The 26,058-nt window shown below is 73.5% G+C and carries 20 protein-coding genes and 1 pseudogene; 5 read left to right on the top strand and 16 right to left on the bottom strand.

The window, feature by feature from the left end; all coding sequences use genetic code 11:
- The first annotated feature begins 4 nt into the window (after positions 1–4).
- The 5 genes and pseudogenes from ACZ597_RS25020 to ACZ597_RS25000 all read left to right on the top strand — a co-directional run bounded on the left by ACZ597_RS25020 (position 5) and on the right by ACZ597_RS25000 (position 5,416).
- A complete protein-coding gene (locus ACZ597_RS25020; RefSeq protein WP_471334078.1) occupies positions 5–1,249 on the top strand; it encodes a sensor histidine kinase in 1,245 nt (414 codons plus the stop codon).
- On the top strand, positions 1,209–1,904 hold the full coding sequence (locus ACZ597_RS25015) for a response regulator (protein ID WP_471334076.1): 696 nt from the start codon (positions 1,209–1,211) through the stop codon (positions 1,902–1,904). Before ACZ597_RS25020 ends, ACZ597_RS25015 begins: the two co-directional genes overlap by 41 nt.
- Positions 1,905–2,200: 296 nt before the next feature.
- Complete coding sequence (locus ACZ597_RS25010; RefSeq protein ID WP_471334073.1) at positions 2,201–2,941, top strand: class I SAM-dependent methyltransferase; 741 nt, start codon at positions 2,201–2,203, stop codon at positions 2,939–2,941.
- 65 nt (positions 2,942–3,006) lie between these two features.
- A pseudogene (locus ACZ597_RS25005) lies at positions 3,007–3,960 on the top strand (AfsR/SARP family transcriptional regulator); the annotation flags it as partial.
- Between the two features lie 778 nt (positions 3,961–4,738).
- Entirely contained in the window at positions 4,739–5,416 is a 678-nt protein-coding gene (locus ACZ597_RS25000; protein WP_471334070.1) for a phosphatase PAP2 family protein, read from the top strand.
- A gap of 85 nt (positions 5,417–5,501) precedes the next feature.
- Here the strand turns inward: ACZ597_RS25000 and ACZ597_RS24995 are convergent, their stop codons facing one another.
- The 16 genes from ACZ597_RS24995 to asnB are packed head-to-tail and all read right to left on the bottom strand — an operon-like array spanning position 5,502 to position 26,058.
- Positions 5,502–6,836 carry a glutamate-1-semialdehyde 2,1-aminomutase gene (locus ACZ597_RS24995; protein ID WP_471334067.1) on the bottom strand — a complete coding sequence of 445 codons (1,335 nt, stop codon included), beginning with the start codon at positions 6,834–6,836 and terminating at the stop codon, positions 5,502–5,504.
- Positions 6,837–6,843: 7 nt separating this feature from the next.
- Positions 6,844–7,395, bottom strand: coding sequence for a dTDP-4-dehydrorhamnose 3,5-epimerase family protein (locus tag ACZ597_RS24990; RefSeq protein WP_471334064.1), 552 nt, complete (start codon positions 7,393–7,395; stop codon positions 6,844–6,846).
- Positions 7,392–8,666: a polysaccharide pyruvyl transferase family protein gene (locus ACZ597_RS24985; RefSeq protein WP_471334061.1), complete on the bottom strand. Its 1,275-nt coding sequence runs from the start codon at positions 8,664–8,666 to the stop codon at positions 7,392–7,394. The genes ACZ597_RS24990 and ACZ597_RS24985 overlap by 4 nt, the downstream gene beginning before the upstream one ends.
- Positions 8,663–9,610 (bottom strand): glycosyltransferase family 2 protein, encoded by a 948-nt coding sequence (locus ACZ597_RS24980; protein ID WP_471334058.1) that lies wholly within the window; start codon positions 9,608–9,610, stop codon positions 8,663–8,665. Before ACZ597_RS24980 ends, ACZ597_RS24985 begins: the two co-directional genes overlap by 4 nt.
- Complete coding sequence (locus ACZ597_RS24975) at positions 9,607–10,926, bottom strand: hypothetical protein (protein ID WP_471334055.1); 1,320 nt, start codon at positions 10,924–10,926, stop codon at positions 9,607–9,609. Before ACZ597_RS24975 ends, ACZ597_RS24980 begins: the two co-directional genes overlap by 4 nt.
- The gene (locus ACZ597_RS24970; protein WP_471334052.1) at positions 10,923–12,206 is read right to left on the bottom strand and encodes a DUF4910 domain-containing protein; all 1,284 of its coding nucleotides are present in this window, start codon (positions 12,204–12,206) and stop codon (positions 10,923–10,925) included. The genes ACZ597_RS24975 and ACZ597_RS24970 overlap by 4 nt, the downstream gene beginning before the upstream one ends.
- The gene (locus ACZ597_RS24965; RefSeq protein ID WP_471334050.1) at positions 12,194–13,219 is read right to left on the bottom strand and encodes an NAD-dependent epimerase/dehydratase family protein; all 1,026 of its coding nucleotides are present in this window, start codon (positions 13,217–13,219) and stop codon (positions 12,194–12,196) included. Before ACZ597_RS24965 ends, ACZ597_RS24970 begins: the two co-directional genes overlap by 13 nt.
- Before the next feature lie 3 nt (positions 13,220–13,222).
- Entirely contained in the window at positions 13,223–13,870 is a 648-nt protein-coding gene (locus ACZ597_RS24960) for a PIG-L deacetylase family protein (RefSeq protein WP_471334047.1), read from the bottom strand.
- Positions 13,867–14,664, bottom strand: a complete 798-nt coding sequence (locus tag ACZ597_RS24955; RefSeq protein WP_471334044.1) for a glycosyltransferase family protein — start codon at positions 14,662–14,664, stop codon at positions 13,867–13,869. The genes ACZ597_RS24960 and ACZ597_RS24955 overlap by 4 nt, the downstream gene beginning before the upstream one ends.
- Positions 14,661–15,896 (bottom strand): class I SAM-dependent methyltransferase, encoded by a 1,236-nt coding sequence (locus ACZ597_RS24950; protein ID WP_471334041.1) that lies wholly within the window; start codon positions 15,894–15,896, stop codon positions 14,661–14,663. Before ACZ597_RS24950 ends, ACZ597_RS24955 begins: the two co-directional genes overlap by 4 nt.
- Positions 15,897–17,168 (bottom strand): glycosyltransferase, encoded by a 1,272-nt coding sequence (locus ACZ597_RS24945; protein WP_471334038.1) that lies wholly within the window; start codon positions 17,166–17,168, stop codon positions 15,897–15,899.
- A 2-nt stretch (positions 17,169–17,170) separates the two neighbouring features.
- Entirely contained in the window at positions 17,171–18,403 is a 1,233-nt protein-coding gene (locus ACZ597_RS24940) for an O-antigen ligase domain-containing protein (protein WP_471334035.1), read from the bottom strand.
- The gene (locus tag ACZ597_RS24935) at positions 18,396–19,928 is read right to left on the bottom strand and encodes a right-handed parallel beta-helix repeat-containing protein (protein ID WP_471334127.1); all 1,533 of its coding nucleotides are present in this window, start codon (positions 19,926–19,928) and stop codon (positions 18,396–18,398) included. Before ACZ597_RS24935 ends, ACZ597_RS24940 begins: the two co-directional genes overlap by 8 nt.
- 16 nt (positions 19,929–19,944) lie before the next feature.
- Positions 19,945–21,906 carry a heparinase II/III family protein gene (locus ACZ597_RS24930; RefSeq protein WP_471334033.1) on the bottom strand — a complete coding sequence of 654 codons (1,962 nt, stop codon included), beginning with the start codon at positions 21,904–21,906 and terminating at the stop codon, positions 19,945–19,947.
- On the bottom strand, positions 21,903–24,104 hold the full coding sequence (locus ACZ597_RS24925) for a bi-domain-containing oxidoreductase (protein ID WP_471334031.1): 2,202 nt from the start codon (positions 24,102–24,104) through the stop codon (positions 21,903–21,905). Before ACZ597_RS24925 ends, ACZ597_RS24930 begins: the two co-directional genes overlap by 4 nt.
- Positions 24,105–24,123: 19 nt before the next feature.
- Positions 24,124–26,058 (bottom strand): asparagine synthase (glutamine-hydrolyzing), encoded by a 1,935-nt coding sequence (gene asnB / locus ACZ597_RS24920; RefSeq protein WP_471334028.1) that lies wholly within the window; start codon positions 26,056–26,058, stop codon positions 24,124–24,126.

The following is a 26,058-nucleotide window of genomic DNA, read 5'->3' as shown; positions in this document are numbered from 1 at the left end:
AGCGATGAGCACCCGGTCACGCCTCCGGCAAGCCCTTCTCGACAGCGCGCTCCCCGTCGTCCTCACGGTGGGCGGCTGCGTCGCGGGGGAGGAGTACCCGCACGCCGACTGGGCGTCGTTCGACGTCCCGGCATATCTGCTCACCTGCCTGACCGCGCTGCCGCTCGTCGTCCGGCGGGCCCGGCCCGTGACGGCACTGACCGCCTGTTGCCTCGGGTACTCGCTCTACCTCGCCGCCGGCTACCAGCCGTCGCTGAACTGGTGGGCGGTCACCGTGGCCCTCGTCAACGCGGCCTGCCGGTGTCCGCTGCGGGTGTCGGCGCCCGGCGCCCTGCTCGGTGCGGCGACCGTGGCGTTCAGTGGGCTATCGGGCGGCCTCAGCCCGTTGCTGGTCCTCGGACAGGCGGTCATGGTCCCGGTCATCTGTCTGGCCTTCGGCCACGGACGGCGCCAGGTCGCCCTGCAGAACCTCGAACTGGTCAGGCTCACCGAGGCGCTCGCCCACGAGCAGCGCGAACGGGCGCGGCGCGCGGTGGTCGACGAGCGGATCCACATCGCGCGCGAACTGCACGACGTCGTCGCCCACCACATGTCGGTGATCTCCGTCCAGGCGGGCCTCGCCGACTACGTCTTCGCCTCTGACCCCGCCACCGCCCGTTCGGCGCTCACCACGATCGCGGGCGCCGCCCGCGAAGCGCTGAACGACCTGCGCCGGCTGCTCACCGTGCTCCGGGTCGACCTCGGCCCGGAGGCCGACCCGTCGTCCGCGCCGCTCGGCCCGCCACCCGAGCTCAGCCGGGTGGACGAGCTCGCCCGGCGCGTCGCGGCGGCGGGAGTGGGCGTCGACATACGGACAACGGGCCTGCCCCGGAAACTCGACCCGGGACTTGAGGTATGTGCCTACCGGGTACTCCAGGAAGCGCTCACGAATGTGGTGAAACACGCCCGTCGTGCCCGTGTGGAGGTACATATCGCCTATCTGCCCGACCGGTTGACCATCCTGGTGCGTGACGACGGGGGCGAGGGGAAACCGGCCATCGCTCCTCCGGCTTCCGGGCACGGGTTGATCGGCATGCGGGAACGGGTGAGGATCTGCGGCGGCAGGCTGTCCGCCGGGCCTCTGGGTGAAGGGGGATTCGAGGTCCGTCTCTCCCTTCCGACCGGCTCGGAGCTCCCGGAGGACGCATGGCGCCCGGCCGCGACGGGACATGAGGGGGACGGCAGTGACGGACGTGCTCGTTGTCGATGACCAGGACCTGATCCGGGGAGGCATAGCCGCACTCCTGCGCGCCGCGCCCGGATTCACCGGCGTCGCGGAGGCCTCGGACGGCGAGTCCGCGGTGGCCGCCGCGCTCGCCCACCGGCCCGACGTGGTCCTCATGGACATCCGCCTCCCGGGCATCGACGGCATCACGGCGGCCGAACGCATCCTCGCCGGCCAGCAGGGCACCCGCTCGCGCATCATCGTGCTGACCACCTTCGACGTGGACGAGTACGTGTACGCGGCGCTGCGCGCGGGCGCGAGCGGCTTCCTCCTCAAGGACACCCCGCCCGAGCGGCTGATCTCCGCGGTGACCACGATCGCCGGCGGCGACATGCTGTTCGCGCCCGCCGTGACCAGGCGGCTCATCGAGGCCTACAGCGCGCGCACCGGGGGGCCGTGCGGCGACGGCCACACCCTGTCCCGGCTCACCAACCGGGAGCAGGACGTGCTGCGGCTGGTGGCCAGGGGGCTCGGCAACGACGAGATCGCCGCCGAGCTCGTCGTCACCGAGGCCACCGTCAAGACGCACCTGCACCGCACGATGACCAAACTGGGGCTGCGCAGCCGTGCGCAGGCGGTCGCCGTCGCGTACGAGGCCGGACTGGTGGTGCCGGGCAGGCCCGTCGGGCACCCCTGCTGATCCGTGGCTGTCGAAGCGGAAGGCCGGGGCGGCCCGAGCGCCCCGTGGCGTTCCTTGATCACCGAGGTGTAAGCGGAGGGCGGCGGACATGCCAGTCGGCCGCCCCCGCACGCCCGTTGGGGCGAACCTCACCGACCGTGAAGGGCCGCGTCGCCTTGTGTGCACCTCGGCGACATGACCAGCAGGTTCGTGCGTTCCGCCAGTACGGACTTCCGTCGCCGACGGAGCAGACTTCCCGCCGAGGGCCGCGGCTCGTCATGGGAGCCGACGCCACAGAACGAGGGGGAACCACCGCGATGAGTGGTCAGCTGTACGACGGCATCGGTGAAGCGTTCGAAGGCTTCAAGACCCTGCCCATCATCCGCTACGCCGAGGTGCCGGGCTTCCTCGGCCTGGTCGGCGACGTCACCGGCAAGTCCGTGCTCGACGTCGCCTGCGGCACCGGCTTCTACAGCCGTGAGCTCAAGCGCCGCGGCGCGTCCCGCGTCTTCGGCTTCGACATCTCCGGCGCCATGGTCGACGCGGCCAAGTCGATCGAGGGAGCCGAGCCCCTCGGCATCGACTACGAGGTCGCGGACACGACCACCCTGCGCGAGTTCGACCAGCCGTTCGACGTGGCGATCGCCGTGCAGGCGTTCAACTACGCGGGTGACGTCGCCGAGATCGAGCGGATGATGCGCAACATCCGCCGCAGCCTTGTCGCCGGCGGCTCGTTCCACCTGTTCGTGCAGGACCCCGGCTACGACTTCGGCGGCCCGTCGCTGGAGAAGTACGGCTTCCTGCTCGAACCGACCGGCAAGGACAACGGGATCGGCAGCGGGATCCGGCTCACCGCCCTGCTCGACCCCCCGGTCTCCTTCGAGGCCACCACGCCCTCGAAGGAGACGTACGAGCAGACGCTGAAGGCGGCCGGATTCACCGGGATCGAGTGGGTCACCCTCGAGGTCTCGGACGCCGGAGTGGAGAAGTACGGCGAGGAGTACTGGGCGGACCACAACGCCAACCGCCCGCTGACCATGATCCGCTGCACCGCCTGACCTGGGTTCGCGACACCGGCCCGGCCCCTTCGGGGCCGGGCCGGTCCTCGTTCTACGCTGCTCGGGTGACCATGGAGCTGACCACTCTGACGACCGTGGCCTTCCGGGGCCAGGAGATCACCGCACCCCGGATGCGGGCACTGATGGCCCTGCTCGCCGGCGAGTTGCGCACGGGATGCGGCACCGGGCGGCTGATCGACGGGCTCTGGCCGGACGAGCGGCCCGAGCACCCGGTCAAGGCGCTGCAGATCCTCGTCTCGCGGGCGCGCACCCGGCTCGGGCCCGAGGTCATCGCCCGCACGCCGGGCGGGTACCGGCTCACGCTCGGCGAGGAGCGGGTCGACGCATCGGCCGTCCTCCTGCACACCGCCGCGTGCGCGGAGAAGTCCCGCTCCGGCGACCACGCCGGGGCCCTCGCCGAAGCCGAAGCGGGGCTGGCCCTGTGGGGCGCGGACGGCGCCGGACACGCGGAACCCGTACCCGGCGATCCGCTGTCCGCGCTCAGGTCCGAACGCCGCCCGGCGTACCGCTCGTTGCTCCGTGCCCGGGCGCTCGGGCTGGCGCGCACCGGCCGGGAGCCCGAGGCGGCGGAGCCGCTGGCGGAACTCGTACGGGAACTCCCGCGGGACGAGGAGCTCCTGCTGGAGCTGGTCCGCTGCCAGGCGGCCAGCGCGGGCGCCTCCACCGCACTGGCCACCTACGAACGCTACCGCCGCGCCCTGCGCGACCGCCTGGGAACCGACCCCGGGCCGGCCCTGCGCGCCCTGCACCGGGAACTGCTGCGGGCCGACGCGCCGGTGGTCCGCCGCGGAGTGCCGCACGAGCCCAACGAACTCCTGGGCCGCGCGGGCGACATCGCCGAGGTCAAGCGGCTGCTGCGGACCTCCCGCGTCACCTCGGTCGTGGGGCCCGGCGGGCTCGGCAAGACCCGGCTCGCCGCCGCCGTCGCCCGGGACGCGGCGCAGCCCACCGTCCACCTGGTCGCGCTCGCCGGTGTCGCCGCCGACGCGGACGTGGCAGGGCGGTGATCAGGTCGTCGGCGGGGACCGCCTTGCGCCTTCCGATCAGCGACTTGACGTACTCGACGACCCCGGCGAGGCCGTCGCTCATCCCGCTGCCGTCGCCGTACGCGAAGTCCCGGATCCAGTCGCAGACCCGGGCCCGGTCCTCGGCGTCGACGCCGACCAGCTCGCAGATGACGGAGGTGGCCAGGGGGTAGGCGAACTCGTTCAGCAGGTCGGCCTCCTCCTGCCCGGCCAGTTCGCCGATCAGCCGTCCGGCGGTCTCCTCGACGAAGGTCCGCAGGGACGCGATGCGCCGTGCGGTGAAGGCACGGGTGAGGGGAGCCCGCAGGCGGGCGTGCTCCTCGCCGTCGAAGAAGGCCAGGTGGGCGGAGACGTAGCGGGCGTACTCGGGCGGGAGCCCGCCCAGCGGCTCCAGCAGTTCCTCCTGCGCGTCGGGCCCGTCCGCGCCACCGGGCACCCTGGTGCGGTCCCGGATCAGCCGGGGCTCGGTGAGCGCGGCCTTGACGTCCTCGTAGCGGGTGACGAGCCGCACCGGCGTCCGCAGGCCGGGGAGCACGACGCGGGGCAGGCCGTCCCCGCCGCGGAGGCCCGCGTAGCCGGTCGCGGGGTCCTGGAGCCGGTCGGGGGACAGGTGGTGGATGATCTCGCTCATGGCGGCCCTCTCGTGGCAGTGGATGTCCACGGAGCTTGCGGCCGCCCGGCTTCGACGCGGCTTCACGCCGGTTTCGTCGACGCCCCCCCGTCACAACGCGGCGTTGGTTAGGGTTTTGGCGTGTTTGGAATCCTGCTGAAGAGCCGCCGGCCGGCGCCCGCGGTGATACCCCCGTCGTTACGTGCGCGGCTCGGGCTGATCGCCGCCCTCGCCGCCCTGGCGGTCCTCGGGCTCGGCGTCATGTACGCCGACGCCGGCGATCCCGGCACGCTGGACGCGCGGCTCGGGGAGGCGCTCTACGGGGTGGGGCCGTCCTGGCGGTACGTCGCCCTGGCCACGGACTTCCTGGGGGAGCCCGTGGGAGCGGCGGTGCTGGTCGGGGCCGCCGTGACGGGCTGCCTGCTGCTCGGGCGCCCCCGCGCGGCGGTGCTCGTCGTGGCCGGCGCCGCCCTGGCCGTGGGGACGGCGACGCTGCTCAAGTCCCTGGTGGGGCGCACCATCCACGGGGACAACCTGTCCTACCCGAGCGGGCACACCGCCTTCGCCACCGCGCTCGCCCTCACGGTGGCGCTGCTCGCGACCGGCCGGCTCGGCCTGGGCAGGACGGCCGGAACGGCGCTCGTGCTCGCCGCGGCGCTGGCCGCCGGCGCCGCCATGGGCTGGGCGCAGGTCGCCCTGGGCGCCCACTACCCGACCGATGTCCTGGGCGGCTGGTGCACCGCGCTGGCGGTGGTGCCGGCGACCGCGTGGCTCGTCGACCGCACGGCCGACGCCGGCCGCCGGCGTGAGCGCCGCTGAGGCGCCGCCCACGCCGAACCGCCCACGCCGAACCGCCCACGCCGAACCGCCCACGCCGAACCGCCCACGCCGGACACCCCCTGGGTCACGCCAGGCGGCGGAAGACGGGCTTCACCGGCCGGCCCGCCAGCCAGGGCACGGGGTCGGCGGCGTCCAACGCCTTGCGGTACACCGCACACGCCTGGGCCACCACGTCGACGGTGTGGTCGATGTCGGCGTCGGTGAGCGCGCTGCTCACCACGAACGACGGGGCCAGCACCCCGCCCGCCAGGAGCCGCCGCAGGAACAGGGTGCGGTACTCCTGCGACGGCCGCCCGTTCTCGTCGAGGGTGGCGAAGACCAGGTTGCTTGCCCGGCCCCGGACCACGACGTGGTCGCCGACGCCCATGGCGGCCGCGGCGTCGCGGACGCCGGCGGCCAGCCGCTCGCCGAGGGCGTGCAGCCGCGCCGTGACGCCCTCCTCGACGTAGGTGGCCTGCACGGCCATCGCGGCCGCCAGGGAGTGCGTCTCCGCGCCGTGCGTGGTGGACAGCAGGAACACCCGTTCGCCGGAGTGGCGGAGCCCGCCCAGCTCCATCAGGTCGCGGCGCCCGGCCAGCGCGGAGACGGCGAACCCGTTGCCCAGCGCCTTGCCGAACGTGGAGAGGTCGGGGACCACGCCGTACAGGCCCTGGGCGCCCGCCTCGGACCAGCGGAAGCCGGTGATCATCTCGTCGAAGACCAGTACGCAGCCGTGCCGGTCGGCCAGTTCGCGCAGCCCGGCGAGGTAGCCGGGCGGGGGCTCGGTGTGGGTGGCGGGTTCGAGGACCAGGCAGGCGACCTCGCCCTCGTACCGGCCGAGGAGCTCCTCGGTGGCGGCCAGGTCCCCGTAGGGGAAGGTCACGGTGAGCTCGTTGACCGCGTCCGGAACACCGGCGGACATCGGGGTGGTGCCGATGAACCAGTCGTCCGTGGAGAAGAACGGATGGTCGGCGCAGATCGCCACCCGCCGGCGCCCGGTGGCGGCGCGGGCGAGGCGCACCGCGGCGGTGGTGGCGTCGGAGCCGTTCTTCGCGAACTTCACCATCTCGGCGGTCGGCACCGTGGCGAGGAAGCGCTCAGCGGCTTCCACCTCCAGGATGGACGGCCGCACGAAGTTGCTGCCGCGGTCGAGTTCGCGCCGTACCGCCTCGATCACGCGCGGGTGCGCGTGCCCGAGGCTGACCGACCGCAGGCCGGAGCCGTACTCGACGTAGCGGTTGCCGTCGACGTCCCACACGTGGGCACCGCGCCCGTGGCTGATGACCGGGGCCAGGTCCTCGGGGTACTGGTCGTCGCCCTTGGCGTAGGTGTGCGCGCCCCCGGGGACCAGGGCGTGCAGCCGCTCGTTCGCCGCCCGCGACCGCGGCAGGCCGGGCTCTCGGTTCTCGTAGGTGTCCACGCCGGCCTCAGCTCTCGTTCTTCTTCAGTACCTCGGCGAGGCTCGGCGCCTCCCGGTCCCGCCCGGACATCGAGGTGACCGGCAGCGGCCACGGAATGGCGAGCTCCGGGTCGTCGAAGGCGATCGTCACGTCCTCGGCCGGATCGTGCGGGCGGTCGATCCGGTACGAGGTGTCGGCGGTCTCGGTCAGCGCCTGGAATCCGTGCGCGCACCCCGCCGGAACGTACAGGGTCGCCTGCGTCTCGCCGGACAGCTCGAAGAAGGCCAGGTTGCGGTACGTCGGCGAGTCCGGCCGCAGGTCCACGACCACGTCGAAGATGCTTCCGTACGAGCACCGCACCAGCTTGGCCTCGCCGGCCCCGGAACGCAGGTGCAGGCCGCGCAGCACGCCCCGCACCGAACGGGACACGCTGTCCTGGATGAAGGCGTCCGGGTCGAGGCCCACCGAGCGGACCACGTCCGCGTCGAAGGTGCGGCAGAAGAAGCCGCGTTCGTCGGCGTACGGCGTCGGTTCGAACAGGTACGCGCCGGCGATCGCCGGGACTTCGGTCGCTTTCACGGTGTCTCCCGCGTGGTGTGGGCATGGGCGTCGGCGTGGGCATGGCCGGCGGCGCGGCCCCGGATGCGGCCGGCCGCCGGGAACAGGGCCGCGGTCAGGGCGGCGAACTGGTCCTCGAGGAGCCGGGACGCGACGAGGTTCCGCTCGGCGAGGGTCTTCCGCAGCTCCGCCGCCCGCTCCTCCAGCGCCCGGAACTGCCCGAGCAGCCGGTCGGCGTCGACCTCGCGCGCAGGGTGCCGGAACGCGTCCAGCCCCATCCGGGCCATGAGCGCGTCGCTCTTCGCCGCGTAGCTCAGGGCGATCGTCGGCGTGCCGGCCTTCAGCGCGCAGACCAGGTTGTGGTACCGGGTCGCCACCACGGCGTCGGCGGCCGCCGCCTCCTTCATCAGGTCGGCCAGCGAGCCCGTCGCGGCGGCGCTGACCAGCGGCGAATCCACCGCTTCGAGGATCGCGGCGACCACCGGCGCGTCGCACTCGTCACCGGTGAGCAGCCGGACCGGCCTGCCCTCCTCGACCAGCGCGCGGACGAAGCGGGTCGTCCCGTCGAGGTAGCGCCGGTGGATCTCCTCCGCCCGCGCCCGGTCGTCGTTGCCGCCGTGGAAGTCCATGACGCCCACGCAGACCGCCCCCGGCACGCCCGAGGGCACGCCCGCCGGCGGCGCCGGCAGGGCGAACGCGAGGTCCGGGTAGACCTCGTCGCGCGAGATGTCCACGCCCATCGCCCGCATCGCGTCGCGGGACAGGCCGTCCCGGTACGACCGGTAGGCGGCCAGCCGGGCCGACCAGCGCACCAGCGCCCGGGTCGGCCGGTCGCCGATCGGGGCGGCGCCCACGCCCACCAGCGCGACCCGGGTGCCGAGCAGCCGCCCGCTCGCGCAGAGCAGGAGCAGCGAGTACGGGAATCCCCACGGCCGCAGCGGCAGCGTGGCCTCCAGGACGCCCATGCCCGGCACGATCACCACGTCGTGCCGGCGCACCCAGGCGGCGGTGCGGAAGACGTCGACGAGCTTGCCCAGGCCCTTGCCGGCGATGGCGCCGGCACGGGACGCGGTCCGGTACTCCCCGCGGTACCAGTGCAGCCGCGTCGCCGGGATCCCGTACCGGGCCGCGACGGTCCCGGGCCCGCCGCACAGAGCGTCCACGAACGCCTCGGGGTGCGCGTCGCGGAGGTACCCGAGCACGGCCTCCAGCGATCCGTCGTTGCCCAGGTTCCCGGAGCCGAGCAGGCCGAACACCCCGACGCGCACGGGGGTTCCGTCCGACCGCTTCATGCCCCCCTCCCCTCACGGCCGGCGACGAGGTCGTCGACGGAGACGGCCAGCCGGGCCGGGACGACCGGGGCCCGGTCCTCGACCCGCTCGCCGGCGCCCGGCCGGGCCCGGCTGGCCATCCAGACGGCCAGGTGGCGGTAGCAGGCGCGCCGGTCCGCCGCCGACAGCGGCGCCCGCCCGATCGCCCCGAGGAACCCCAGGACGTACTCGGCGAGCAGCCGGGGCGTCGGGTGCAGCGCGCCCGCTCGGCGCGGGTCCAGATTGACGCACCGGGAGCGCTTGCCGGGGTTGGCCCGCTCGGCGCGGGTGGGGTGGTCGCGGCGGAAGTACAGCAGCTCCGGCACCTGGTGGAAGGGGCCGTTCAGGACGATCTCGGCGACGAACGTGCGGTCCGCGTGGTGGTAGCTGTCGTGCGGCTTCACCCGGCGCAGCACGTCGGCCCGCATCACCCCGTAGAAGTCGTCGCCACCGGGCTCGAACAGGAAGCTGCGGAAGCGCTCCGGCGCGCGCGGCGAGTCCGTGGCGATCCCGTACTCGTACGGGACCTTCACCCTGCCGTCGCCGTCGATGACGGCCTGGCCGCTGTGCGCGAGGATCACGTCCGGCCGCTCGTCCAGCGCCTCCACGCAGCGCTTCAGCAGGTCCCGGGCGTACAGGTCGTCGTGCGAGGCCCACTTGAACAGCTCGCCGCGGCACTCGGTGAACACGTGGTTGTGGTTCGGCGCGGCGCCGATGTTCCGGGGCAGCCGCAGGTAGCGGATGCGCGAGTCCCGCGCGGCGTACTTGAGACAGATGTCCCGGGTCCCGTCGGTCGAGGCGTTGTCGGAGATGACCAGCTCGAAGTCCTCGTAGGTCTGGCCGAGCAGGGCGTCGAGCGACTCGGCGAGGTACTCCTCGCCGTTGTAGACGGGCAGGCCGATGCTCAGCCTGGGACGGTCGTTCATGGGGTCCTCACTTCGCGGATGGAATTCGTGCGTTCGCGCAGGGCGGACCGCAGGTGCAGCCACCACACGGCCGAGCCGCAGGCGGTCGCGGCGGCGACCCCCCAGGCCGAGCCGAGCGTGCCGGCCAGGACGGCACCTCCGAGCCCGCCCGCGGCGTAGCAGGCGGAGGCGAACAACTGGCTGCGCAGGCTGCGCCGGGCCGCGCCGAGCGCGCGAAGCCCGGCCGCCGCGCCGGTGCCGAGGCCGGCGCCGGCCACGCCGAGCGTGGCCGGCACGATCAGCTGCGAGGCCGATCCCCATACCTCGCCGAGCACCAGCCCGCCGAGCCGGTCCGGCACCAGCAGCAGCGCCGCGCCCCAGAGCAGCGCGGCGACGGCCTGCACGCCGCCGAGCAACAGACAGAACACGCCGAGGCGGTGCGGGGCCCGCCGCAGTACCCGGGCCGCCTCCGCCACCGTGACCAGCGACAGCCCCATCAGCACGGCGAGGAACGGGCCGAGCAGCAGCTCGGCGCCCCGTACCACGCCCACCGCGCTGACCCCGACGATCGCGCCGAGCCCGTACGCCCGCAGCTGACCGGCGCCGCTGACGCAGGTGTTCTCGAGGAGGTACCGGTAGCCGAGGTCGCGGTGCTCGCGGACCCACTCGCGGGATCCGGCCATGCGGGGCCGGATCCCGGACTGGAAGCAGCCGTACGCCGCGGCCACCGCCGCGGACGCGCCCCAGGCGAGCACGAAGGCGGCCACGCTGCCCACGCGGGCGGCCACCACCATGGCCGGGACGAGGGCGACACCCCACACCACGTCGTTGACGAAGGCCTTGCGCCCGGCCCCGGCGGCGAAGAACGCGTACCGCCAGGCGTCCTGGAGCAGCAGCCCCGGCAGCACGACGCCGAGACAGGCGAACGCGGTCCCCACGAGCCCGCCGAGCACCGTGCCGGCCACCAGGCAGACGGCGCCGATGGCACCGCCGACCGCGAGGGCGGTACCCGACGACCGGGCCACCGCCCCGCGCCAGGACGCCTCCGGAACCCCGCTGAAGCGCACCACGAGCGGGTCGGTGGCCAGCCCGCGGGAGACGCTGAGCACCACCCCGTAGGTCACCCAGGCCAGGCTGAACACACCGAAGGCGGCCAGCCCCAGGGACCGCGCCACGTAGATGCCCACCGCGAAGTTGGACACGCTGGAGGCCGCCTGGTCGGCCAGCCCCCAGGACAGCCGGCCGAGGACGGCCCGCCTGGCGGTCCGCGGGGCGGTGTCCGCGTCCGGGCCCGCCGACGCCGTCGTCTTCTCCCCCTCGGTGGGCACCGGCGTCATGCCTTGATCAGTCCGGCGCCGTGCAGCGCGCCGGCCGCGTCGGCCACGGTGTCGAAGGCCAGCCCGGACCGCTCGGCGACGTCCAGCAGGCTGTGCTCGCCGTCGGAGAGGCTCAGCACCCACAGCATCGCCATCTGCGCCTGCTTCGCGTCGCTGCGGCCGCCGAGCGAGTCGTACAGACCGCGCCGGCCCAGCTGCGGTTCACCGTACGGGCTGAGGTTCTGGTACCGCCGGTTGCGGTCCAGCACGGCGAACGCCTCCCGGCACAGGGCGAGCGTGTCCGCCATCGCCTCCGGCTTGACGAAGGCCGGATTGTCCGCCGAGGTGTGGTACTCGGGGTACCCGGCGTACGGGGTACGGCTGAGCGATCCCACCCCGAGGTCGAACCCCGGCGAGCAGAACTGCCGCTCGTCGTAGCCGTACGGCGTGAACTCGGCGATGTGGTGCGGGCGTTCCGAGGCCCGCAGCACGTGCCGGAGCACCCGGTCGATCTCCGCGTCGCCGCGCCTGCTCTGCTTGTACGTCAGCCGCCCCGGGTCGCCGGCGCAGGCCAGCACCAGGCCGTGTTTGACCCGGTCGATCCGCTCGGCGTTGCGGGCCAGCCAGGTGATCGCCCCGATGGTGCCGGGCGCGAACAGGAACCGGTACGTGTAGTACGGCGTCCGCTCCGCCAGCGCCCGGGCCAGGAAGACCGCCACCGCGATGCCGGCCAGGTTGTCGTTGGCCAGCGACGGGTGGCAGACGTGGCAGGAGACGATCACCTCGTCGGAGACCTGCCCGGGGACCACGTGCTCGGCGTAGGTGAGGTGGCCGTCCGCGAGGGTGGAGTCGACGCGCACCTCGTAGTCGCCGTCCGGCAGCGCGTCCAGGGTCTCCTGAGCCAGGCAGAACCCCCACTCCGGCTTGTAGTAGCTGGTCCGGTACGGCACCCAGGACGGGTGGTCGGGCAGGGTGTGCAGGTGCGCGCGCAGCTCGGACAGCGGCATCGTCGCCGAGACCGGCACGCTGTAGCCGAGCACGTGCAGGCTGGACGCGGCGAAGTCCACGACCCGCTTCCCGGAGGCGTCGGCGACGTAGGCGTCCCGGATGTTCCACTCCTGCGGAACCGTCCAGTCCAGGACCTGCGTCCCGGTCGGCACCTCGTGCACCTCCAGCGGCACGTACTCGCCGACGATGTCCAGGGTGGCGCGCACACCGTCGCCGGTGATGCTCCGGCACAGCGGGTACAGCCGCTCCACCAGGGCGTGCATCTCCCGGCCGAGCGCGGTCACCGGCGCCACCGCAGGGTGTCGTCGACGGCACCGGCCTCGGAAGCCGCGCGGAGCACGGCCAGCCGGGTGAAACGCTGCTCGAAGGCCTCCCGGGTCAGCCCGTGTTCGCGGTAGGCGTCGGCGAGTTCGAGCGCGCCCTGCTTCACCGTCCACTCGCACTCGAAGCCGGGCACCGCGGCGCGGAAGCGGGAGAAGTCCACCCGGTACGACCGCGGATCGGCACCGGTCTCCCCGGTGATCACCACCTTCGAGCCGGCCACCGCGTCGGCGACCTGCCCGGCGATCTCCGCGACGGTGACGTTGTTGGTCTCGCTGCCGATGTTGAACGCCCGGTCGTGCACCGCCCCGCGCGGCGCGTCCAGCGCGGCCGTGAAGGCCCGCGCGATGTCGCCGGCGTGCACCAGCGGGCGCCACGGGGTGCCGTCGGACATCACCAGCACCTCGCCGGACAGGAGGGCGTGGCCCACCAGGTTGTTCACGACGATGTCGGCGCGCAGCCGGGGCGAGTAGCCGAAGGCGGTGGCGTTGCGCATGTACACCGGGCTGAAGTCGCCGTCGGCCAGGGCGTGCAGGTCGTCCTCCACCCGCACCTTGGATTCCGCGTACGGCGTCACCGGGCGCAGCGGGGCGTCCTCGGCGACCAGGACGTCGCCGCCCGCGGCGCCGTAGACCGAGCACGTCGAGGCGTACAGGAAGCGCCGCACTCCGGCCTCGCGGGCGAGCCGGGCCAGGCGTACGGACGCGTGGTGGTTGATGTCGTACGTGAGCTCCGGCGCCAGCGATCCCAGCGGGTCGTTGGACAGCGCGGCCAGGTGGATCACCGCGTCCACCCCGGCCACGTCCTCGGCGGTGACGTCGCGCAGGTCCACCCGCCGCCCCGGCGGGTCCGCGGGCAGCGGGCCCAGCAGGCAGTCGGCGAACAGGCCGGAGTCCAGGCCGACGACCTCGTGGCCGGCGGCCGCGAGCACCGGGGCCATCACGGTGCCCAGGTAGCCCTGGTGTCCGGTCAGCAGTACGCGCAAGGTTCAATCCCCCAGGTTCAGAGTGAGTTTGGTGACGGCGAACGCCTCGGCGTAGCGCGCGTGGCATTCGATGCCGCGGATCCGGGCCAGCCCGAGGAAGGCCTCCCGGTCGTACCAGGGGCGGTGCCGCTGCGAGGGGTAGTGCTCCTGCAGCAGCCGCACCTTCCGCTCGGCCGTCTCCGGCGACAGCGGCTGGTACGCCGACGGACGGCCGAGGTCGCCGTCCCACTTGACGATCTCGTAGCCGAGCACGAGGTGGTCGCGGAACGCGGTGGGCACCAGCCGCGCCAGGCCGCGGTGGTCCTGGTGCGCGTCGTCGGTGCGCGGGGCGAGGATCAGGTCGGGATCGGTCCGCACGCGCAGCTCCTCGACCGCGGCCTTGGCCTCGTCCCAGTGCGTCGGCATCCGCCCGTCGGGCAGCTTGAGCACCGTCAGCCGCAGGTCGGCACCCGGGCAGAACGCGGCGAGCGCGGCCCGCTCCTCCCTCTCCCGCTCGCTTCCGCCGCCGGAGAGCACCAGCGCGTCGACGCGGACGCCCGGCCGGGCACCGCACAGGGTCAGCAGGGTGCCGCCGGCGCCGATGGCGATGTCGTCGCAGTGCGCGCCGACCGCGACGACCCGGTCCACGCGCCCGGCACTGAGCTTGATCACGCGGTCCCCGCTCCGGCGCCGTCCCGCTCCCACACGGCCCACGGCCGCTCGCCCCGGGCGTAGGCCTCGTCGAGCGCCGCCCGCTCCTTCACGGTGTCGGTCGGCTTCCAGAAGCCCCGGTGCTGGTGCGCCACCAGCCGGCCGCTCTTGGCCAGTTCCGCGCATCCGTCGGCGACCAGGTCCCCGTTCTCCGGGATGTGGTCGAAGACCTCCTGGCGGAGCACGAAGTAGCCGCCGTTCTCCCACAGCGGCAGTTCGCTCACCGGGGTGATGCCCCCCACCAGGCCGTCCTCGCCCAGGTCCACGCAGTGGAACGAGGACTGGGGCGGCACCACCATCATCGAGGCGCCGGCGTCGCGCCGGGAGAAACGGTCGATCATCTCCGGCAGCGGCGCGTCGGTGAGCACGTCGGCGTAGTTGGCGAGGAACATCTCGTCGCCGTCCAGGTGGTGCCGCACCCGGCGCAGCCGCTCCCCGATCGGCGACTCCACGCCGGTCTGCGCGAACGTGATCGTCCAGTCGGATATGTCGGTGGACAACAGCTCGGTCCGACCGCCCCGCAGTACGAAGTCGTTGGACGTCGTCTCCTCGTAGTTGAGGAAGAAGTCCTTGATGTGGTGGGCACCGTAACCGAGGCACAGGATGAACTCCTTGTGCCCGAAGTGCGCGTAGTAGCGCATGACGTGCCAGATCAGCGGACGCGGACCGACCATCGCCATAGGCTTGGGCACGTCGTCAGCGGCGCCGCTGCGCATCCGCATCCCGTAACCGCCGCAGAACAGTACGACCTTCACGACTTCACCTCGACGACGCTCAGTTCCGGGATGGGGAAGACCAGCCGGCCGCCCCACTCGTGCACGAAGGACAGCTGCTCGACCAGCTCGGTCCGCAGGTTCCAGGGGAGGACGAGGACGTAGTCCGGCCTGTCGGCGGCGATCCGCTCGGGCGACAGGATCGGGATGCGGGTGCCCGGGGTGAACCTGCCGTGCTTGTAGGGGTTGCGGTCGACCGTGTACGCGAGCAGGTCGGGCCGGACGCCGCAGTGGTTGAGCAGGGTGTTGCCCTTGCCCGGGGCGCCGTAGCCGACCACCGTCTCACCGCGCTCGGCCGCCTCGATGAGGAACCGCAGCAGGTCCCGGCGCACCTTCGCCACCCGGGCGGAGAACTCGGCGTACCCGGACAGCTCCTGGAGCCCGGCCGCCTTCTCCCGGTCCAGAACCTCGGCCACCCTCCGGGTCGGCTCACCGGCCGCCTCGGCCGGCCGGGCCCACAGCCGGATCGAACCGCCGTGCGTGGGCAGCAGCTCGACGTCCACCAGCGAGAGTCCACCGCTCGCCAGTGCCCGGGCCGCGGACGCGACCGTGTAGTACTGGAAGTGCTCGTGGTAGATCGTGTCGTACTGGTTCTCCTCGATCAGGGTCAGCAGGTGCTGCACCTCGATCGACACCCAGCCGTCGTCGGCGACCAGGGAGCGCAGCCCCTGGGTGAACCCGACCACGTCGGGGATGTGCGCGTACACGTTGTTGGCCACGACCAGGTCCGCCGGCCCGTGCTCGACGCGGACGCCGGCGCCGGTGGCCGGGTCCAGGAACTCCGTGAGCGTGGGCACACCAGCCTCCCGCGCCGCCGCGCCGACGTTCACCGACGGCTCGATGCCGAGGCAGCGGATCCCCCGCTCCACCACGTGCCTCAGCAGGTACCCGTCGTTGCTCGCGACCTCGACCACGAAGGAGTCCGGGCCCAGTCCCACCCGCTCCGCCGCGTCGGCGACGAACGTCCGGGCGTGCTCCACCCAGGAGGTCGAGAAGGAGGAGAAGTACGCGTACTCCTTGAACGTCTCCTCCGGCGTGATCAGCGGCGGGATCTGCGCCAGCCAGCAGTCGGTGCAGACCCGCAGGTGCAGCGGGTACGCGGGCTCCGGCAGGTCCAGCTGGTCCGCCGCGAGGAAGCTCTCGCACGGCGGGGTCGCCCCCAGGTCGACGACGCTCGCCAGCGCCGCCGAACCGCAGAGTCGGCATCGTGTCATCTACTGCCCCCATCCCGCCCCCGGCAGGTCGCCCCGCCGAGGGCCAGTCCCTTGTTCCCCAACCGGTGGCGGGAACTCCCCGCCACCGGACCGGCCCGCGATCGCGGTCCGGTACTCCTCCAGCAGGCGCTCCAGCCCGACCGCCGGGCTGAAGTCCTGCTCGTAACGGCGCCGGCCCGCCCGCCCCATCTCCTGATTGCGGGCCGGATCGGCCGTGATCCGGCGCATGCAGGACGCGAGCGAGGCGGACTCGCCCGGCCGGTGGAGCAGCCCCGTCACCCCGTCCCCGACGAGTTCGACGAAGGCGCCGTGACCGGCGGCGACGGTCGGGACCCCCGCCGCCATCGCCTCCACGACCACCAGGCCGAACGCCTCCAGCCAGGTCGAGGGGGCCACCACGGCCACCGACCTGGCGATCGCCCGACGGCACTGCTCCGGGTCGTACAGGCCGGCGTAGCGCACGTCGTCCCGGCCCGCCGCCCAGGCGGTCACCTCCCCCTCCAGCGGCCCCGTCCCGGCGATCACGAGAGGTACGCCCACACCGCCGTCCGCGGCCAGGTCGTCCCACGCGGCCATCAGCAGCCGGACGCCCTTGGCCTCCGCCAGCCGGCCGAGGTAGAGCAGGTGCTCGCCGGCGCCCGTCCGGCGGATCTCCGGGTCGGGCACGAAGTTGTGCTTCACCGCCAGCCGCCCGGGCGGCATGCCGGCCCGCACCAGGACCTCGCGCTGCGCCGCGGAGATGCACAGGAACCGCTCCACACCCGACCACCACCGCCGCCGGTTGACCGACAGGCTGACCGCCAGCGGCACCGTCGCCAGCCGGGAGCCCCGGTAGCAGCCGTGCCGGACGGCGGGCAGCGGCGTCGACCCGACGCAGTCCCCGCACGGCCGGCCGTCCCGCTGGAGCGTGCCGGGCGGGCAGACCTGGGTGTAGTTGTGCAGCGTGGCCACGGCGGGCACGCCGGCGTCGGCGCAGGCGGCCAGCACCGCGGGCGACAGCAGCGGGAAGACGTTGTGGACGTGCACCACGTCCGGCCGCTCGGCGCGGAGCCGGGCGGCGAGCTCCCTGCGGACCGCGGGGTTCCACGGCACCAGCAGCGGCAGCGCGGCCTTGGCAGGCAGGGACAGGGCGCCGATGTCGTCACTGCGCCGCTCGAATACGTCGACCCGGTGGCCGGCCGCGCGCAGCAGCTCCGCCTCCTGGTCGACGACCTTGTTCTCCCCGCTCGGCTGCGCCGAGGCGTAGCGGTTGTGCACCACGAGGACGCGCACGTTCAGGTCACCTCCCGGTCCGGGGTCCATCGGTGGATACGCCGTGCGGGGGCTCCGTGCGCCGGGAGCGGCGCGGCCCCGGCGGGCGCCGCCAGCAGCGAGGCGGCCACGGCCAGGTGCAGCAGGTACGGCGAGGCGTCGCCCAGCCCGGCCTCGGTGTACGAGGCGATCGCGCAGTAGCTGATCAGGAAGATCGCGCAGGCCCGCTCCAGCGAAGGCGGCCGCAGCAGCGCGACGCCGCCCAGCACGACGAAGACCGCCGCCACGATCGCGGTGCCGGTCAGCCCCTGCTCGTTGTAGACGGCCAGCCAGCTGTTGTCGATCGGCAGCCCGCCGAAGGACTTGTCGCCCAGGCCCATGCCGAACAGCTCCTCGGAGGCCGTCCGGCGGGCCGCCAGCAGGGCGTCCCACACCTTGGCCCGGCCGGTCAGGTTGGAGAAGTTCTCCTGGCTCTGCCCGCGCAGGAACCACGACTGGAGGGCGGAGGCGAACCCCACCGCGGCCACCGTGGCGCACAGCACCGCCCAGGCGAAGAACCGGCGGGCGGCGGAGCTGGTCGGCATCAGCGAGCCGATGGCCAGCGCGAGCCCGGCGAACAGGCCGAGCGTCGCCGTCCGGGTGTGGGTCAGCGCGAGCAGGACCAGGGACGGCACGATGACCACCGCCGCGCCGGCCCGGTCGGTCCTGCGGCCCAGTACGAGCAGCACGGTGAGCCCGATGATCACCGCGGCGTACTGCCCGATCTGCGGCGGGGTGAGCGGCCACAGCGCACCGACCAGCCGCCCGCCGTAGAGGTCGGGCAGTGCCGCGCCCGGTGAGACGAGCAGCCCGGCGGCCACCGACCCGAGCACCGCCAGGTACATCCGGACGTGGTGCCGGACGAACGTCAGGCCGCCGTCCCACCAGCGGCTGAGCAGCCACAGCGTGCCGACGAAGAGGGCCAGCCGGGCGCAGCGGAACAGCGCGCCGAACCCGGACTCCAGGTGCGCGCTGGAGATCACGCTCGGCACCAGCAGCAGGGTGAGCAGGAGCAGGTAGGCGCTGGGCCGGAAGCGCAGCCGGAGGTTGACCGAGAGCGCCAGCGCGAACGCGGCGACCAGCGCGCCCATGGTGGCCATCTGGATGAGGGACCGGGGGAGCGGAACGATGGTCTTGGCCCCGGCCGAGCCGAGCGTGTTGAGGATCAGCAGTGCCCAGACGATCCCGACGGTCCTCTTCTCGCCCACCTCAACCACCGGCCCGCGGGCCGAAGGTGCTGCCCTGGTCCTGCTGGTACGGCGGGCCCTGCCACTGCCCGGAGTCGAGCACCCGGCTCGGGTCGTGGGCGACGAACTTCCACGGTCCGACGTAGACGTTGTCGTGCCAGCGGTTCTGCTGCTTGAGGGAGACGTCCTCCGCCACCTGTTCGCCCTGGTACGGCGACCAGTCCGGATAGGTGCCGTAGTTCGCCAGCACCGCCATGCGGTCGCACTTCGCGGTGCAGTCGACGACGGAGGTGTCCAGCACGAACCGGTTGTCGTGGATGTCCACCCGCTGGGTCTTCCACCGGCAGTCGGCGTAGAGCGGCGCACCGGCGATCGCCGGCGCCGCGCAGCGGTCGGCGCGGTCCACCAGCAGCGTGCACACGCCGGACGAGGTGTTGGCCGGGCTGTTGCAGAACCGGTCGGCGTTCTCCCACAGGGTGATCCCGTTCCAGTTGTTCTCCAGCGCGTTCCCGTAGACCTCGATCCGGTCCGTACGGGCGCGGACCCGCGGCTCCCCGCCGGACTCCGACAGGTAGACGGTCGCGAACGGGAAGTCGTCGCCGCGCTCGGCGGACCTGCGGCCCTCCACCCAGTTGTTCTTCCGGATCGTGTTGTTCCGGATGACCGCGTTGTAGCTGATCTCGTATATCAGCGCGGCGCCGTCGTTGGCCTCCAGCACGTTGCCCTCGATGCGGAAGTCGTTGTTGTTGGTGTCCGCCCACAACCCGGCCCCGCGGTTGTCGTGCACCCAGTTGCCGCGTACGTCGGCACCGTTGACGGCCCAGAACTTGATGCCCCCGGTACAGCCGCAGCCCGGCTTGCGCCGCTCCCAGTCGTCCTTGTTGTTGCCCGTGATCTCGTTGCCCTCGACCACCAGGCCGGAGATGGGCCCGCCGCCCTTGTACGCGTTCATCCCGTACTGGCCGTTGCCGCGCAGGCAGCTCGCGCGCACCTGCTGGCGGGCGCCGGCCATCAGCCCCGCCCCGGAGTTGTCCTGGACGGTCGAGTGCTCGATCACCCACCCGTCGGCCGACTCGTGGTTGACCACGCCCTCGTCCGGCGGCGCGACGAAGTTCTGCACGGTCAGGTGGCGGATGGAGACGTCGGGGGCCGCGCCGCCGAACGCGTACTGGTTCGTCTTCCCCCCGTCGAGCACCGCGCCCGGCGCCCCGACGTAGCTGTTCCCCTCCTTGGGGATGACCTGGGCGAACCGGTCCGGATCGAGCCTGTGCGTGCCCGGCATCAGCCAGAACGTGGTCTTCGGGGGGCTGCTCTTGGTCTTCGCGGCGAGATCGCCCGCCACCGCGGGGTCGACCGTCACCGCACCCGCGGGCACCTGCGCCGGCCCCGCGGCGGGAGCCGCGCACACCCGGGCGGCCACCGCCGCGGTCGCGGACGGCGCGGCGCTCGGCTTCGCCGCCGGGGCGCCCGGCCCGCTGTCACAGCCGGTCGCCGCCAGCAGGACCAGCGCCACCGGCACGGCCGGCAACGCCCAGTTCCGCCACTTGATCACCAGAACCACCCCCCTCCGCCTAGCCGCCGAACCCGAGCACGGTGACGAACTCCCCTGACATCGCCGTGCCGTCGGTGAATCCGGTGCCGACCAGCGTCGTGGCCGGCTCCTTGCGCCCGAAGCCGGCGGAGTACCAGCCCAGCGGCGGGCCCGTCTCGCCGCGGTGCGCCCGCCAGGACAGCTGACCGGGCAGGTCGAGCACCGCCGAGCGGTCCTCGCCGTCCCGGCTCCAGGTGAGCACCGCCCGGTCACCCTCCAGCACCGCGGTGACCGCCGGGCCGAGGTGGAAAGCCAGCCGCACCGCCCGGCGCGGCCCGCTCACCTCGTCGACCACCCGCACCTCCCGGCTCGCGGCCGTCAGCTCCACCCGGCGGCGGTGCACGGACGGCCGGTAGCCGTCGTGCTCCGCCACCCAGCGCGACACCCCCGGGTCGGAGGTGTCCGCGACCAGGACGCGGGTCTGCGCGTGCCGGGTCCACAGGAACGGCCCGCCGGAGACGGACTGGTCACCGCCGTCCAGCTCCAGCGTGTTGTGCCCGAGGGTCGACCGGAAGTACTGCCGCCACTCGGGCTGCCCGTGGTAGCAGAACGTCCCCGGGTCCGCGAGTACGTCGACCCCGTCGTGCCGGACCTCCACGGACAGCGCGTCCGCGTGGGCGTGCGCGGCGATGGACAGGAAGCCGTGCGGACCGCCGTCGCAGCGGACCCAGATCTCCCCGGGACCGCGCAGGACGCTCATGCCGGCGTCGGGGAAGTGCACCGGACGGCTCGCCGGGCGGGTCACCGCGGGCGCCCCGGGCCGGACGAGCGCGGCCAGCAGCGCGGTGCGCACATCGGTGCCGCTCCCCTCGGGCCACCAGGCGAGCCGGCCGAACACGGCGTTCCCGGTGGCCAGCAGCGAGCCCCAGCGGTCGGTGCCCGCACCGTCCACGACCAGGCCGTGCCCGTCGTCCGAGTCCCCCTGCCGCGGCGGCCGCAGCCGGTTGTCCACGACGGCCGCGAGCGCGTCGGTCATCCGCAGCAGGACCAGCCGCACCGCAACGGGGACCGGCACGCCGGCGGCGTCCGCCTCGGCCAGCGCGGCCAGGCCCAGCTCCAGCACCAGCCCGTGGTACTCGGTGGCCAGCTCCCGGTTGAGGCCGGACACGAAGGTGTTGCCGCGCAGGTGCCCCTCCAGCGACCGCAGCGCGTCGGCCCGCCAGCGCTCCGAGGAGGGGAACCAGCCGAACGCGCAGGCCGCGGCGAACTGCCCGGCGGCCTCGGCGATGACGTGGTTGTTCGCCGAGGAACCCCGGCTGGGGAACGCGGCCAGCCAGCGCTGGTGGTGCCAGATCTGGTTCCGGGCCACCGGGTTCTCCTCGAACAGCCCGGCCGCGCCCGGCCAGCCGTCGAGCAGCCGGCGGACCCACACCCAGGACAGCAGCCGGATGCCCAGCTCGATGCCGCTGGTCCAGTGCACCCCGCGCAGCGGCGGACTCGCCGCCCACCACGACCGCAGGTGCGCCGCCACCCGCTCGGCGTACCGCTCGTCCCCGGTGACCGCGTACGCGGCGGCGAGGACGGTGAGGTACTGGTGCCGGGACGGCTCCCAGATCTGCTTGACGTCCCCGACCGCGTCCTCGTCGCGGTACGGCACGTCGAAGGCGTAGCCCTCCGGAGCCCGCCGCCCCGTCTTCGGGTCGAAGAACCAGTCCGGGTCGACCAGGTCGTCGCGGTCCACCCCGAAGAACCGGCCGTGCCCGGCCATCAGCCGGTCCGCCTCGGCGACGAGGCGCTTGGCGGCGTCCGGCGGCACCGCGTCGACCGCCCCCGCGGGGAGCACCGCGGTGAACCGGGCACCGCTCAGGGCCGGGGCGTCCGGCGGCACCGACCGCCACCGCCGCCTGCGCACCGTGTCACCCACCCGGCCGCCGACCTCCTGCGGTCCCATCCGGGACAGCCGCCGCAGGTACCAGCCCGGACTCCCCGAGATCACGGTCATCGGCCGTCCGCCAGCGTCACGGGCACGCCGGAGGCCAGACCGGCCTGGACGGCGAGGGTGGCCGCCGTGGTGGCGACCAGCGACTCCAGCGGCACCGGCATCGGCCCGCCCGTCCGCACGGCCCTGACGAACGCGGCCAGTTCGGCGAGCTGGCCCTTGTCCCGGGCCTGGGGCAGCCGCGAGCTGACCCACCGCTTGCGTCCGGCCGCTCCCTTCTCGAAATACACGGAGGCGCGCACGAAGTCGTCCAGGCGCAGCACCTTGCCGTCCGCGACCAGGTCGATGGTTTCCTTGGGGAAGCCGGACGCGCCCGTGGTGACGTAGCTGAGGGTGGCGGTGGACCCGTCCGGGTAGCGCAGCACGACCTGGAGGTCCTCGTTGCCGGACGTGGCGGCCGCGTACACCGAGACCGGGTCGGCGCCCAGCAGCCAGCTCGCCGTGTCGATGAAGTGCCCGCCCTCACCGGCGAACCGCGAGCCCTCGGTGCCCTGCTGGAGGTACCAGCTGCCGTGCTGGAGCCGGCCCGCGTTCACCAGGTAGCGCAGGCTCGCCGGACCGGTCCGGGTGCCGAACCGCTTCCGGGCCTCCTGGAGCAGCGGCGAGAAGCGGCGGTTGAAGCCCACCTGCAGCCGGTCGTTGCCGGACTCCTCCACCGCCGCGAGGACACCGGCCAGTTCGTCCTCGGTGAGGGCGAGGGGCTTCTCCACGAACACCGTCTTGCCGGCCAGCAGCGCCTGCCGGGTCAGCTCGGCGTGGGAGCTGTGCCGGGTGACCACGAACACCGCGTCGACGGACTTGTCGCCCAGCACGGCGTCGAGATCGGTGGTCGCCTCGGCGAACCCGAACTTCCGCCGGGCGTTGGCCGCGGACAGCGCCGTCGTGGTGACGACCGTCGCGAGCTCGACGCCGTCGCGCCGCACCAGGTGCGGCAGCAGCATCGACGTGGCGTAGTTCCCCGCGCCGACGAACGCGAGGCGCACCGGCGTGCCGGCGGCCCGGGACGGCGTGGACACCCCCTCGCCGGAGCGCCTGACCGCGGGTACGGCCAGCACCGGGGGTTCCGCCTCCCGCGCCTGCCCGGGGTACCGGAACAGGACGGCCACGGCCTTCAGCTCGCCGTCCTTCAGGCGCTGGTACGTCTCGACGGCGTCGTCGAACCCGGCGATGTGGGAGACCAGCGGCTCCACGTCGACCCTGCCGCGGGCGACGAGGTCGAGGAAGCACGCCAGGTTGCGCCGCTCGGTCCAGCGCACGTAGCCGATCGGGTAGTCCCGCCCGCCCAGCTCGTACTCCGGGTCGTAGCGCCCGGGGCCGTAGCTGCGGGAGAACCGGACGTCGAGCTCCTTCTCGTAGTAGGCGTTCCACGGCAGGTCCAGGCGGCACTTGCCGATGTCGACGACCCGGCCGCGGTCCCGGCAGAGCCGGGCGGCCAGCTCGACGGGCTGGTTGCTGCCGCCGCCGGCCGCCAGGTACACCTGGTCCACACCGTGCCCGTCGGTGAGCTCGGCGACGGCGGCCTCCACGGCCGCGGACTCCGGGTCGCCGCAGGCCGCGGCGCCCAGGCGCTCGGCGAGCTCGCAGCGCACCGGGTCGGGGTCGACTCCGACGACGCGGACCCCCGAGGCGGTCAGGAGCTGCACCACCAGCTGCCCGATCAGCCCGAGGCCGATGACCAGCGCCACCTCGCCGAGCTGGGGCCCGCCCTGGCGCACGCCCTGCATCGCGATCGACCCGACCGTGCCGAAGGCCGCGTGCCGCGGCGCGAGGCCGTCCGGCACCCGGGCGTACAGGTTCTTCGGCACCCAGTTCAACTCGGCGTGCAGCGCGTGCTCGTTGCCGGCGCAGGCCACCACGTCGCCGACCGCCACGTCGTCGATCCCGGCACCGACCTGCTCGACCACCCCGCACAGCGAGTAGCCCAGCGGCGTGTAGGAGTCCAGCTTGCCCATCACCTTGCGGTACGTGGCGGGCACCCCGTTGACGGCCACGCTCTGCATGACCTTGGCGACCTGGTCCGGCCGGGAACGGGCCTTGCCCAGCATCGACATGCCGGCCTCGGACACCTTCATCATCTCGGTCCCGGTGGATATCAGCGAGTAGGCGGTGCGGACCAGCACCCCGCCCGGCTTGCACCCCGGCACCGGCACGTCCAGCACCGCCAGCTCGCCGGTCTTGTAGTTCTGTACGACCTGCTTCACCCGAACTCCTCTGAAATTCCTAAGCCGTGAACCGAGCGCTCTGACCGGACCCGGAGGTCGCGCCGCGATACCAGTACTCGAGGGTCAGCACATGCCACAGATGCTTGGAGAAATCCCGCTGCCCGGCCGCGTCCTCGGTGGCGAGCCGAGCCAGGGCGTCGCGGCGCAGGAACCCGGAGCGGACGAGCTCGCCGTCGTTGATGACCTCGCGCACCAGGGGTGCCAGGTCCCGGCTCATCCAGGCGCGCAGCGGGGCGCTGAACAGGCCCTTGGGCCGGTAGACGATCTCCCGGGGCAGGACCGAGGTCGCCGCCTCCTTGAGGACGGCCTTGCCCTGCCGCCCGACGATCTTGCGGTCGCCGGGGAAGGTGAACGCGGCCTTGACCACCTCGACGTCCACGTACGGCACGCGCACCTCGGTCGACGCGGCCATGCTGGAGCGGTCCGTGTAGGCGAGGTTCAGGCCCGGCAGGAACATCCGGGAGTCGCCCAGGCACATGCGGTTGACGAAGTCGTCGAGGCCGTTGTCCTCGTAGACGTCCGCGTGCTCGGTCAGCACGTCGTCGACCGTCCCGGCCAGGTCCGGATCGATCAGGCCGAGCAGCTCGCCGCGGTCGTACATGGTGTAGCTGCGCCGGAAGGCGGTCTCCTCCGGCAGATCGGCGAAGGACAGGAACCTCTTCGCGAAGCGCACCGACCGGAACCCCCGGCGGGAGGTGGCGACCGGCAGCCGGTCCACGGCGCCGGACAGGCCGCGCCGCAGGGGCCGCGGGACGCGCTGGTAGCGCAGTGCGAGCACGTTGGCCAGGTGCTTGCGGTAGCCGGCGAACAGCTCGTCCGCGCCCATCCCCGAGAGCATCACCTTGACCCCGGCCTCCCGGGCGGCCGAGCAGATCAGGAAGGTGTTGATCGCCGCGGGGTCGCCGATCGGCTCGTCCAGGTGGTACGTCATCCGCGGCAGCAGGTCGAGCACGTCCGGGGCGATCTCGATCTCGTGCAGGTCGACGCCGAACCGCTCGGCCACCGTCCGGGCGTAGCGCAGGTCGTCCGGCATCGCCTCGAACCTGGCGTCCTCGGCGCGGAACCCGATCGTGTAGGCGGACATCCCGGGCCGGTGGCGGGCCGCCAGGGCGGTCAGGTAGCTGGAGTCGAGACCGCCGGACAGGAAGGTCGCCACGGGCACGTCGGAGAGCAGGTGCCGCCGGGTCGACTCCTCGACGATGGCCGCCAGGTCGGGCAGCTCACCGGCGCGGGCCCGCTCCCGGCCCTCGGCGGCCACGTCCCTGAGGTTCCAGTACCGGCCGCGCTCCACCCGGCCGTCGGGCAGGCACCGCAGCCAGCTCCCCGGCGGCAGCTTCTCCGCCTCGCGGTACGCGCACCGCGAGTCCGGCACCCAGTAGTACAGCAGCGAGGCCACCAGCGCCGCGTGGTCCACCTCCAGCGACCCCCCGGTCGCGGCGGCCAGCGCCTTCAGCTCCGAGGCGAACACCAGGCCCCCGCCCCGCCGGAGCAGGAACAGCGGCTTGATGCCGAGCTGGTCGCGGGCGAGCACCAGCTCCCCGGTCCGCTCGTCGAAGATCCCGAACGCGAACATGCCGCGCAGCCGGGGCAGGCAGTCGGTGCCCCAGCGCCGCCAGGCCTCCAGCAGCACCTCCGTGTCGGAGGTGCCGCGGAAGCGCACCCCGGCGGCCGCCAGCTCGGCGCGCAGCTCGGGCGCGTTGTACAGCTCGCCGTTGTACGTGAGGACGAGCCCGTCGGAGACCATCGGCTGGGCGCCGGTCTCGGACAGGTCGATGATGGCCAGCCGGCGGTGCCCGAGCTGCACCTCGCCGTCACCGACGGGGTGGCCGTACCGGCCCGCCCCGTCCGGACCGCGGTGGGCGATGGTCTCCGTGAGCCGGTCGGTCACGGCCTTCCCGTCCGGCCACCGGTAAGTGCCTGCGATGCCACACAT

This window comes from Streptomyces sp. NPDC040718 (genome assembly GCF_055593565.1).
This window is presented reverse-complemented; position numbering and strand designations above follow the sequence as displayed.